This window comes from candidate division WOR-3 bacterium, from assembly GCA_039803545.1.
In the GTDB taxonomy this organism is placed as follows: Bacteria; Hydrothermota; Hydrothermia; order UBA1063; family UBA1063; genus UBA1063.
In genome coordinates, this window is record JBDRYS010000002.1 from 315,732 (window position 1) to 328,705 (window position 12,974).

The following is a 12,974-nucleotide window of genomic DNA, read 5'->3' on the forward strand; positions in this document are numbered from 1 at the left end:
CTCTTCTTTTACACTATTTCCAATTACTTTCCCAAAGGATCGTTTAGAGGTATAACAGTATATGCGCCCCTAACCTTTCTTTCTACATCGCTACAAGAAAGCAAAAAGAGCAAAAGGGGGAACAGAATCCTTTTAACCACGTTTTACTCTCCCTCTATATAATGTCCAAAAATGCCGAGCCAGTGCTGTGACCCTTACAAAGTCCTCTTCACTTTCTACCTTTATGCCTAAAATTTTGTAATAAGAGAAGAGTATATCAAAGTATGTTTCCGGGTCTGTGTATGGGAACTTAATCCCTTTGAAATCCAAAGACAATAAAAGGTGAGCAAATATATCATTTGCAGGATATGTTCCTATAGAGAAGTAATATATGTATAGGTTGTAAACATCATCCAGAACGAACTCCAACATATCCTCACCGCTGTCTTCCTTCTTTTCAAGGAATTTCCGTGCCATTTCTCTTAAACGACCCTTTTCGGTGTAAAAAAGGTTAGAATATCTGGGATACAATATCGGAATAAGAACGTGATGGATAAAATCATAAAAAAAGGTATTTGACGTAAATCTTTCTCCGGCTTCATTTACACCAAAAAAGCCAAAGGTAGCAATGTGATAGAGATCTATATTTTTTCCTTCCATCCATAAACGCTTCGTCCTTTCCCTAATTCAGCATAAAGGCTTAATAAAACTCCTTCAGCATCCGATCGACAGATTTCTTCAATAAGCTCATAAGTAAATGCTTTCGCAGGCAAGAGATTTAGCATACTTACTCCTTGTTTTTTATTTTGAGCATCTTTTTTTTATTTTACAGCAATTTTACTAAAATATCGAGTTTTAAGCTATGAAAAGGAAGCCTCAAATTCGGGCATTAAGCCCAGAAATTGAAAACCACATATAACTTCAGTATTGATCGGCAGATTAAATTTTTTGTTACAACCGCCTGGCAATCCAACCAACTCTTTGCAACTTCATCTTTAAAATCCTTACGACTTGATCGGGAACTGAATTTATTTTCTATTATCCTACATTGCACCTTTTGCTTGTTTACTAACTGGCATTTTGTGTTTTTAAATGGAACTACCACTTTTCAACCTTAATCATCTTCAGAAAGAAGAAGTGCTTTAGCATCACCATCATTATCGGCGTGTCCCATAACACCCTTCTTTGCCAAAATCGCCGTGGATCTTTTCATATGCTTATTAGACTTTATTACAGTTTCCTTAAAGCCCTTATGAATCTATACCACCATCGCTGAGCATTCGTCTTCTCTTATTATCGCCTTAGATCCCCCAAATACTTATCATATATCATTCTTTGGTTACCCTTTTACCACTCCTTTTAATAGGCTCTTAATATTATACACTCAAAAGGCCTATTTATCAGTTTTGTAGTTTTGATAAGACAACCAATTTTATTTCAACCGAGTAAGTTTTAGTTAGTGGTCCTTGAGCGACACTACAACTAATTTCCTTGCAACTTCATCTCTTCATTTCCAATAGGTAGTTTGGGTAGCTGAAAAGATACAGGGGTGATGCACTGAGAACTCAAGCCTGCATTCCTATAGGTAAGCTACATAGAAATTTCTTGCGCCGCTTTGGTGTTGGCGGTTCAAAAAACTAATCTCCATTCCTAAAGGGTATATCTTACCCTTACGAACTTGGATGAGGCGACCCCATTTAGGGCTGCAGGCAAAGACCTTAATTCTTGAGAGCCTCCTTACAGTCCTTGGATGGAAGTCGCCCTCTATCGGTTCGAAGTTATTCTCTATCAGCCTGTTCACTACCTCCTTCAACTTGTTTACCATTTTGTATTTCATTGGTTCACTCTTGGAGCTTGTTTTTCTTTCCTTTCGTTTGTAGTCGTAAATAATCATTTTCGTTTTCAATCGTCGTCGTCATCATTAAGAAGAAGTCCAATGGCGTCATCATCTCTGTCAGCGTATCCAACTATACCTTTTTTAAATGAGTAGGCCGTCGCTCTGAGCCCACCTTTTCCCTTTATGACATTACCCACCACACCTTTGTGGACGTCTACTACTGTTGCAGTGTAGTCGTCCTCATCTACCACTGCTTTTAGGTTACCATGCTTGTCATATATGTACCTGATCCCCATGGTTACACCTCCTTTTATTTTTTTGAAGCATTATAGTTATATTAATTAATGGTTTGAATTGTCAAGTGTTTCATTATACTCCTTAACTGGTCATAGACTCTTGAAAGTTCAAGTACAATTACGTCAACAAGTATCAATACAATTGACAAGAGTATCATTGCAACTTTCTAAATGTCGCCAATGTTTACCCTCTTGTTTGTTTTTGCCATCCTGCACACCTTCGGATGGCATTTTCTCGTCTCTGGCTCGGTTTCGCCATTGGTTTCATTTTAATCCTAAGTCGTAAAACATTAATGATACAAACTCTTTAAATTCATCGTTTGACGATGTACCGGCTATAGATACAGGCTTTCCAAATAATCTTACTCCAGACTCCATTCCTTATAGGTAGGCTACGGACGGTGGTGGTTCCTGCACCTCTTAGACTCAGAGGGGTGACAATGTCTCCATTCCTTATAGGTAGGCTACGGACCAGAGGGAATGTTGAACAATGTTTATCTCGTAAGAGACAGGTCTCCATTCCTTATAGGTAGGCTACGGACCCTACATTCCTGATGAAGGACATGAGTATGATAGTGAATTGTCTCCATTCCTTAGTAGGTAGGCTACGGACAAAATTTAACATAAACAAAATGAGAACACTCATAGAAAAAGTCTCCATTCCTTATAGGTAGGCTACGGACGCTTCTAGACTCTCAATGCAGCCATGTCCTTAATCTTCGAGTCTCCATTCCTTATAGGTAGGCTACGGAGCCACTCCAGATCCCCGTTCTTCTCAACGGGGCGTCGGTCTCCATTCCTTATAGGTAGGCTACGGAGACAGGGATCGGTAAGACCTCGATCATAGAAGAGATTGCAGAAGGTCTCCATTCCTTATAGGTAGGCTACGGAGCAGAATTGTGAAACTTAATATTGGTGACGATAAATTTGGTCTCCATTCCTTATAGGTAGGCTACGGAGCCAGTGAAAAGCTTCCTGCGCAATTATGGCGTAGGGTCTCCATTCCTTATAGGTAGGCTACGGAGCCCTAACCTAAATACATCGACAAGCAATTCCCTATGTTTAAACGTCTCCATTCCTTATAGGTAGGCTACGGAGCCAGTTTATCCGTCTTTAATCCGTTTAATCCGTTTTGTCTCCATTCCTTATAGGTAGGCTACGGAGATTCAACATAGAAAGAGCAAAAACACTGATACAAAAACGTCTCCATTCCTTATAGGTAGGCTACGGAGAGATTTGATAGTTACTTGCCCCGGATTCCCCATTGTGGTGGGTCTCCATTCCTTATAGGTAGGCTACGGAGATCTATACAATACAAGTGATGTAGTGACTTATGGGCGGCTAGAGTCTCCATTCCTTATAGGTAGGCTACGGAGCTATGTTTATTGAAGGACATCTTTTATCCGTTGAAGTGTCTCCATTCCTTATAGGTAGGCTACGGAGGCAAAATGATAGAATATAAACAAATGTTGGGAGTGGAGAGGTCTCCATTCCTTATAGGTAGGCTACGGAGAAGTGTTAAGGTTTCCATTGCACAAGGGGGTGTAAGAGTCTCCATTCCTTATAGGTAGGCTACGGAGACACCCTCCACAAGTTATGAGTATCCGATTAGTTTAGACGTCTCCATTCCTTATAGGTAGGCTACGGAGTTTAATACTTCAAACAAAGGAGGTGCAAAATGATAGAGTATAAGTCTCCATTCCTTATAGGTAGGCTACGGAGACACCGACTTGTCAAGTCACAAGAACACGCTTCTACAAGTCTCCATTCCTTATAGGTAGGCTACGGAGGTGGTGGAGGAAAGAATACGAATCTTCAAGATACATGGTGTCTCCATTCCTTATAGGTAGGCTACGGAGTGGAGAAGGTAATCTGGTTGATATAGTCCCAAAAGTTAAAACGTCTCCATTCCTTATAGGTAGGCTACGGAGATTATTGAACAGCTTGACAAAGTTGCAGAGGAAAGAAATTGTCTCCATTCCTTATAGGTAGGCTACGGAGTGACTGCGGGTATGTGGAAATTCACGAGCCTGACCACGGGGTGGTCTCCATTCCTTATAGGTAGGCTACGGAGAAAAAGAGGAAGATGAGAAAGCTTTAGACCTTCTATTGGGGTCTCCATTCCTTATAGGTAGGCTACGGAGCCTGTTAGAGACGCAAGAGTCATAGAAACTGAAAAAGGTCTCCATTCCTTATAGGTAGGCTACGGAGATAATTTTACCATAACAAAAAAGGAGGCGGACAATGGAGTCTCCATTCCTTATAGGTAGGCTACGGAGGAGACCAGCCTACCGCTGGGTTTGTCAAGTGGGTTTTGTTATATGTCTCCATTCCTTATAGGTAGGCTACGGAGCTAAAAAGATACTGGATTATAATCAACAGGAAGCTGAAAGTCTCCATTCCTTATAGGTAGGCTACGGAGAAGTAATAAAAAGCATAAAAGTAAAAGAATGGCGGGGCGTCTCCATTCCTTATAGGTAGGCTACGGAGTATAGCATACTGTGTATCGACCACCATAGCTAAATTGTCTCCATTCCTTATAGGTAGGCTACGGAGGGATAGTAAGGGTCAGGTGGTTCTTTAACGGTTTCAACATCGTCTCCATTCCTTATAGGTAGGCTACGGAGCGGAGCGACTTGATGATGCCGTAATTGCACGCTTTGGTCTCCATTCCTTATAGGTAGGCTACGGAGAGAAGATTACGGATGGGAGCATATAAGTAAGGTATTGTCTCCATTCCTTATAGGTAGGCTACGGAGAACCTTAAAAATAAGGGGGTGCGATATGCTCGAGGAAGTGTCTCCATTCCTTATAGGTAGGCTACGGAGCCCTGTTTTTTGTTTTACCTTTTTGTAAAGAACCACGTTTGTCTCCATTCCTTATAGGTAGGCTACGGAGACGAAGAGAAGGAGGTGCATATGATCCAAGAAGTAAAAAAGTCTCCATTCCTTATAGGTAGGCTACGGAGTAGGGAGGGGAAGGGGGCGTAAAGAAGCGAAAGAGTCTCCATTCCTTATAGGTAGGCTACGGAGTGCGGTATGTGAAATACGCACACGAGGAGTGGTCTGAATGTCTCCATTCCTTATAGGTAGGCTACGGAGAGTTCAAAAAAACAAGGAGGTAAAAATGATAGAGTATAGTCTCCATTCCTTATAGGTAGGCTACGGAGAAGTGTATCTATACAATACAAGTGATGTAGTGACTTATGTCTCCATTCCTTATAGGTAGGCTACGGAGCTATTCTCATTCTGCGTTGCGCTTGACAGGGTGAGGGTGTGTCTCCATTCCTTATAGGTAGGCTACGGAGGGTTCACAATCATCCTTCGGGAGATACTACGCCTTCCGTCTCCATTCCTTATAGGTAGGCTACGGAGTTATCATATATAGTTATCAATCATGCATAAAGCAATCGAAGGTCTCCATTCCTTATAGGTAGGCTACGGAGAGTGGGAGAGATGCGGTTCATTTTACATGAGCCGCATAGGGTCTCCATTCCTTATAGGTAGGCTACGGAGTATAACGTAGATTTCGATGTCATCAGGGACTTTACGGGTCTCCATTCCTTATAGGTAGGCTACGGAGTCACCGACTCAGAGACTACATGTGTAGAACAATTAAAGGTCTCCATTCCTTATAGGTAGGCTACGGAGGAATACTTCAAAACACTAGGGGTAAACAGGACAGAGAATGGGTCTCCATTCCTTATAGGTAGGCTACGGAGTCTTTAAACAGGAGGTGTAAAATGATAAAAGAAATAAAGTCTCCATTCCTTATAGGTAGGCTACGGAGAATGAAATTCAACATAAATAGAACAAGAACATTAGTAGTCTCCATTCCTTATAGGTAGGCTACGGAGAGGGAGAATGGAATCCCCTACATAAAAGTAGGGGAGTCCATAAGTCTCCATTCCTTATAGGTAGGCTACGGAGAAACAACTTATAGAGATACAACCCTTCCTCCTCTCTATTTGTCTCCATTCCTTATAGGTAGGCTACGGAGACGAAGAACCAGCACGAACGTAAAACACATTATAGTGTCTCCATTCCTTATAGGTAGGCTACGGAGGCATTATAATTATAACACTACAAAACAAGGGGGTGCACAGTCTCCATTCCTTATAGGTAGGCTACGGAGGCAGATTCTCCCATTTTTCATATCAATGTAGGCAGTTACAATGTCTCCATTCCTTATAGGTAGGCTACGGAGAAGTGATTCGAATAGCGAAGTATTGGAAAGGGTGCTTGATGGTCTCCATTCCTTATAGGTAGGCTACGGAGAGAATAAGAATCTTTAAGGTGCATGAACCTGATGGGTGGATCGTCTCCATTCCTTATAGGTAGGCTACGGAGGAGAAGTTGTCCCAGATTTTGAATGAGTTGTATAGCATTGCACAGTCTCCATTCCTTATAGGTAGGCTACGGAGAAACCAGACACCCCCACACACCGCACCCATTACACACCCGGTCTCCATTCCTTATAGGTAGGCTACGGAGACGACGACTACGTGGTAACATTATACAACACCAGTGAGTCTCCATTCCTTATAGGTAGGCTACGGAGACTTGAAAAGATGGGATTTTAGTAAAAAGGAGGGACAACGTCTCCATTCCTTATAGGTAGGCTACGGAGGTGGTCGAGGAAGGAGAGAATGTCAAGACATAGTGGTGAGTCTCCATTCCTTATAGGTAGGCTACGGAGAGTGAAGGATGTTTGGCAAGGCAAAAGGTTGTAAAGATTGGGTCTCCATTCCTTATAGGTAGGCTACGGAGAGAGGGAGTCATTAACACAGGTATGGATGTAGTCAGGCAACCGTCTCCATTCCTTATAGGTAGGCTACGGAGCACGATTTTCACGTTAAAATGCGTCGGGTGTGTAATGGGGTCTCCATTCCTTATAGGTAGGCTACGGAGAACGAAAGTCTTGATGATGTAAACTACATCTACGGTGTCTCCATTCCTTATAGGTAGGCTACGGAGGATTAAAGGAAATATTTTGTACGGGTACTTTCCGTAGTGTCTCCATTCCTTATAGGTAGGCTACGGAGGATATCCCCAAAAATCTACATTGCGGAAAAGACTAATTATGTGGTCTCCATTCCTTATAGGTAGGCTACGGAGGGAGTGGATTGATTAACTTCAATATTATCCTCAACTTCCCGTCTCCATTCCTTATAGGTAGGCTACGGAGCTCCATCGAAAAAGGAGAATCGACTATCTTCTTATTGCTAGGAGTCTCCATTCCTTATAGGTAGGCTACGGAGCGACGGTTTCTTCATCGAAAGAGGAGAGTCTATAGTCTAGTCTCCATTCCTTATAGGTAGGCTACGGAGGCTTCTCCTTCATCATAACCTCCGCAGGAGACTCCCACTTCGTCTCCATTCCTTATAGGTAGGCTACGGAGTCGGATGAAGTTGTATGGTATGCTGAAAAAGAATTAGATAATGGGTCTCCATTCCTTATAGGTAGGCTACGGAGACGTAGTAGCACTATATGCCGGTAGTGATGTTCTTAGTTACGGTCTCCATTCCTTATAGGTAGGCTACGGAGAGCTAACTTGCCCTTTTTAAGCCCAAACCAGAACAACAATGTTTACAAAGAAACTTAAATTTATAATTGTTGCCTTTATGATTTTCCCGTTAAAATAAAGCTTTTTTCTACATCGAGGCTTGTCGTCGATCCCCCGGGGGTTTTCTCCAAAACAAGATCGACGACAAAATTTTTAATAAGCAAAAATTTGCGCATTTTGAATTTCTCCCATTCTTATTTTCGACCTATTTTTGCAAAATCCCTTCCTTTAAATTTTCCTTAATGTCATGAATGACACTCTCATCATTCACATACTTAATTCTTAAGCCCTCTCCCTCTCTTTTTATACAAATTGAACCATAGCAAAGACCGGCATGAGCGAAAAAGTTCCTTCTATCGATTTTTCTAATAGTTGGTTTCCCTTGTTTTTTCGCACTTTGGTACTTTTCCAAGGCGGTGCTATAAGCCTTTTCCTCAGAGTGTTCTTCATACAAGATCCATGGCTCATCCGATAAGGATTCGCACAACTGGTGATTGCAGGTAGCGATATCTGAGCCTTCTTTTGCGCTCAGTTTCGCTTCTGCGTAACGCTTAATCTTGTCGATTTCTGACAAAGCTAATGTATGTAAAACTGGATTGGTCTTATACATCGTTTCATAGAGATTTTCCAAATAATTTAAAACCACACCACATTCAGGAACCTCTTTGATATTAAACTCCTTAAATTTTTTCGCAGTATACAAAGGCAAGATCCTCGACAACAAAGCTGTGAGAACATAAACTACAAAACTCTCCGTGAAATAAGCTCTCTTTTTTATTTCAAGAGTTTTACCATTGAGAAAGAATTGGTAACCTTCTCGGTACAAATTCACGGAAATATTAAGTTTTTTAAGGAGCTGGTCACTGTCAGCCAAAAAGGTTAAAAGGGCCAAAATAAAACCGTTATAAAAGGCAGAAAGAGAATACAAAGAACTATTGAAAAGTTCTCTTAAGTCTTCGTTTTTTCCGATTTCTATACTTATTCTCTTAGAAAACTCTGCATCTTCTTTGCTTCGCACTTTAATAGGAATAAACTCGTTTTCATCTTTTATCGAAAAACGCGGATTGAAATGCACAACCTTTTCTATTTCGAAAAATATGTACTCCTCATCAACTTTTTCAGGAATTCCATTGTAAAGAACTAACTCGCATTCGTAGAAAGCCGATAAAATACTTAGCAAATTTTGCAAAGCCCAGTAAACGTAGAGGTTTAAACTATTAAGCCCCGTGGTAACATCGTAAAATACCCTAATTTTTGCTTCACTTTCTAATTCGTCAATCTTCTCGAGGAAAACCTTTGTTAGTTCGTAGAGAGCCATGTATTTAAAGTCTGCAAAATTCCCATTGATTCGTATCGTCCATATTCCGTCATCGGTCCGTTTATTGTGTTGCTGATCCACTCCCACAGCTCCTGATTTACCCACTGAACTTGTGATGATCTTGAAGACACCCGAATAAGGCAAAAGAATGGATCTGAAATCCGATTGGGAATAATTTACTATACCTTTTCGCCACTTTTCGAAACCTTCTAAAATACTTTTCTCGTAGGTAGAATAAGTAATCTCTGGACCAACAATTCCTAATTCCAACTCCTCGATAAAAGGTGCTGCAAGGGATTCTGGTAAAAGGGAAAGGGTTATATCGGGCTTGAGAAAATGGTCCAGGGCTAAAAGGGTGTGGGGGGTTTTGAAATCAGGTAATCCATCAAATTTATAAATTGCCTCTTTATAACGATAGTAATCCCCTACAATCCCTATAAGGACTTTTAACTCTTTCATATATTTGTGAACCCCCTCCTCTATATTTCCTCCCATTTGCACCAACCTAAAGGTCTGCCGTTACTTGTCAACCTTCGGCTGGAGGGAATTACACCAACCCTCTTGATGCTCCTCGTAGCAAAATTGAGAATCTCACCTTTGAGATTATCTTCATTATCTTCAAATAGCAATCCTACTGTCATTGCCAGATAACCACCGCCATAACCGATATGGAGATTAGGAGGTTCTTTGAAATAGTAAACTTCCTGCTTAGATGGAAATACTTTATCTTTTACACTATTCTCACGGCTCAGAAGATCCTTAGTAAATTCTTCAGTTACCCTAATTGGGTCCTTGAAAAGCCCTTTAACAAAATCAATGTAACCATTAAAAGGTTCCCTATTTGAATTAACAAACTTATCTAACAATCCCCAATCGTAGGTTATGGTGAATTCCAACGCGGTGTCTTCGGGCATTGCTTCAATAAATATTTTAAAATTCAGTTCTTTACCCTTGTTGAAAACCTTAACTTGCTCTAAATAGAGTTCATCTTTATTTATCGGATCTGTGTCAAAGACTCTAAAAATCCTGAAAATATCCCTATGGGCAGCCTGCTCTGAATTTACCGGAAGTTGTCCTAAGTGTAGGTTAAAAATTCGAACCAGATCACGCTCAAACCAATCGAGATAGGAACTAACTTTCTTCCTTTTGCCCTGTCGTCTGCTTATTTCATACTCTTTTAAGCTATTTCTTATCCTCTCGATTATTTTCCTATAGAATTCCGGGGATCTGTTTCTAACTTCCTTAAAGATTTTATAAATAAAAGCGGTTCTTATTGCCCCTTTTATGGAACTACCAGGAATATAGGGGCGATAGTAAGTGTCTCTTATGAAACTCCTGACCTCTTCACCAATTTTCTTTGAACCTCTGAAGTTAAGACTATAGGCCGATGAATACTTAATTAACTGTTTTAACTTTTCCTCGTCTCCCCTAACAATCCTTTTTAAGATAGCATCAATGTCTGCATTGGAATTTTTACTAAATTCACCGATTATATAATTAGTGGCTTCTTTTACAAGACTCTCATTATTACCACTAATCCTCAAAAGGCCCTCGGAGAGTCTCAATGGATCAAGGACATAAATTTTTTCTTCGCCATCCAGCTTCACAAGCAGGTTAAAGGGTATATCTTCCTGCCCTATGTGCAGAGGAGACAAAAGCTTTAATTTATAACGTTTCACTTCTAACTTACTCATGATTCAACCTCACTGGTAAAGTAAAAGCATAAGCAAATTTATAAATTTTACTATCTGACAAGCCATAAAGGGCTTCCGGTGTAACGTCGACCGCACATCCTTTTATATCCTTATGTAAGATTGATCCCTCCTTAAGCATCCAAACGGACTTTCTCCTTCGAGAATATCCCTCGTCTGTTAGGAACCAGCCTCTTCTTAATATAAGTTCATAATAGGAGTTTTTAAGAATTCCGTCCATCTCTCCTTCTACGGGAATAGAAAGGGAAAGAAGAAGATAAAAATTGGGTGATTCCGGCATTTCAAAGGTAAGCGCATCTTCTTCAAACTCAAAGGTGCCACTACCTGTGCTTCTCTTCCCACCGATACCCTCTTCCCCCAGGAGTTTTAAGAGACCTCGAAACTCACCCTCTAATCCCTCAGATAAAAATTTAACGATAAAATAAAGTCCACCTTTGTAGAAAAATACCTGTCCCATTCGATAAAAAGTGGAAGCGGATGTGAACCTATCCACAAATACTTTTGGTAATATGTCGACGGCATAAATTTCTTTTAAAAGATCCGAATATTTCGAGAAACCATTTCCAATGTTTTTCTGCAAATTGTCTATGGAATTCAGCCAGTCGCTGGGGATAAAATCTAATTTTTTGAACTTTTTAGAGAGTTCAAAATCCTCTTTGCTTTTTCCCTGAGCTCCCTTCACATTGTAAATGGGTCTTGGCAGAAAGTAAATCCTTTCGTTTTCGTCTTCATAATAGGGAAAGGCCGAACTTAACAAAATTTTCCTTTCCAAAATAGCCTCTCTAATCCGCGAACCAACCCTTATTGAAAGGTCATAGAGGGCGGAGTAAAGGGTATCGGAATGTATTATAACCTCAACCTTTTCTCTTAAGGTTGAGTCAGCCCCTACATGGAGTGGCGATTTAAACTTCAGCTTGAAAATTTTTAAATTTATCACATGCGACCTCCCATTAGAAGGTTACACCTTGAAAGTATTCACAAATTTGCTTTCTGCGCCTTTAACCATCTCATAAACCCTATCCAGCGGCTCAAGCTGGTTCTCCTCAGCGGTCCTATTTGAATCCCAAACTTTTTGCAAGATCCACTCTGGTTTTTCTCCCTTGAAGTAATATGCTAAAGGCTTTAATACAATTTCACTGAAGAAAAACTTAACCTTGCCGTGCCCCCTTGAACCACCACCGCCCAGATAATCATCCTCAAGGAGTTTAAAGGCAGAAAAGAGGTTCTTTAGGTCAACTAAAATTTCATTAGGATCTTCAACATTGTAAATCACTTCAAACTCGAACTCCGTACCCGAAGGAACCCTTTCTATGGTGCGTGGATTTGCTTGAGAAGTTACCCTACAAATAGCATTCTCGGTTTTAATTTCTGTCTCCACAAGATTCTCACCAGAAAACTTTGCAGTTAAATGTAAGTCCCTGAACCTAAGCCTGCCATTGAAATTCCATTTTTCACCGGAAGTACCAAAAATCCGGCATACCTCACAATTTCTCGCATTTTCCCAGCTATCGCAAACATGAATATACTGAGGCCTTTCCTCTTTTCCTCTGTTCTCTATTTTGAAATTACCTTTAGATTCTGTATATTTTGATAACTCAAATAAACTCCTTAACTTTCCTTTTAGCGAACTTCCAGGAATATAAGGCTCATAGGTAATTGGGTGTCTTATCACCGGTGCATCGAGCTTGCCAATCTCCACCGATTCCTTTGCTCCACCGACATGAAGACCTGTTTCAGCCCTCAAAACCCCTTTAATTACGACCTTCCCATATAACTTTTTTTCCTTATCCTTCATGTTAGTCCCCTCCATGATATTTATGGTATGCAACTATTGTTTGAAAAAATTCAACAAACTTTTTAAAGTCGTCATAATCTCTCACTTTGTCGATCGCCACATTCAAAACTTCGACCAAACCTTTTAACTTGTCATTTCTTCCTACAGCATAGGCCAAAAGTGGTTTTAAAGACAATACCCCTATTCTTACTTGCTCATTAAGTTCCTCTTTCTTTTGACTACTTAGCTTACTTTTTTCTAATTTCAGTTCAAGACTTCTCAACTTATCGTAGAATTTCCTAATCTGCGTAGTTTTCACACCCGATCCTTTTAGTTCCTCTGCAAATTTATCAATGCGCTTAAGCAAATCTTTTAGGGTTTCCGCATTATTATAGAGTTCCTTTAACTGGCCGCTATTTTCCACCATTTTTTTTAGCAAGGCTTTCGCCTCCCCTTCCTGCGTTTTTTGAGGTCCTTGATTCATCACACACAC

Annotated in this window: 7 protein-coding genes and 1 CRISPR repeat array; all 7 genes read right to left on the reverse strand. The window is 40.4% G+C overall.

The genetic code is table 11. The features are described from left to right. Nucleotides 1-132 precede the first annotated feature (132 nt). Nucleotides 133-639 carry a hypothetical protein gene (locus tag ABIM45_06575; GenBank protein MEO0239567.1) on the reverse strand — a complete coding sequence of 169 codons (507 nt, stop codon included), beginning with the start codon at nucleotides 637-639 and terminating at the stop codon, nucleotides 133-135. 1,242 nt (nucleotides 640-1,881) lie between these two features. Beyond that, entirely contained in the window at nucleotides 1,882-2,112 is a 231-nt protein-coding gene (locus tag ABIM45_06580) for a hypothetical protein (protein ID MEO0239568.1), read from the reverse strand. 370 nt (nucleotides 2,113-2,482) lie between these two features. Continuing rightward, a CRISPR array of direct repeats spans nucleotides 2,483-7,658; the repeat unit is 30 nt; unit sequence GTCTCCATTCCTTATAGGTAGGCTACGGAG. Nucleotides 7,659-7,882: 224 nt separating this feature from the next. Further along, a complete protein-coding gene (locus ABIM45_06585; protein ID MEO0239569.1) occupies nucleotides 7,883-9,454 on the reverse strand; it encodes a TM1812 family CRISPR-associated protein in 1,572 nt (523 codons plus the stop codon). 20 nt (nucleotides 9,455-9,474) lie between these two features. Further along, a complete protein-coding gene (gene csm5 / locus ABIM45_06590; protein MEO0239570.1) occupies nucleotides 9,475-10,689 on the reverse strand; it encodes a type III-A CRISPR-associated RAMP protein Csm5 in 1,215 nt (404 codons plus the stop codon). Then, nucleotides 10,682-11,644, reverse strand: a complete 963-nt coding sequence (csm4, locus tag ABIM45_06595) for a type III-A CRISPR-associated RAMP protein Csm4 (protein ID MEO0239571.1) — start codon at nucleotides 11,642-11,644, stop codon at nucleotides 10,682-10,684. Before csm4 ends, csm5 begins: the two co-directional genes overlap by 8 nt. A 21-nt stretch (nucleotides 11,645-11,665) precedes the next feature. Further along, a complete protein-coding gene (csm3, locus tag ABIM45_06600) occupies nucleotides 11,666-12,502 on the reverse strand; it encodes a type III-A CRISPR-associated RAMP protein Csm3 (protein ID MEO0239572.1) in 837 nt (278 codons plus the stop codon). A 1-nt stretch (nucleotide 12,503) separates the two neighbouring features. Continuing rightward, complete coding sequence (gene csm2 / locus ABIM45_06605) at nucleotides 12,504-12,965, reverse strand: type III-A CRISPR-associated protein Csm2 (protein ID MEO0239573.1); 462 nt, start codon at nucleotides 12,963-12,965, stop codon at nucleotides 12,504-12,506. Between the last annotated feature and the right edge of the window lie 9 nt (nucleotides 12,966-12,974).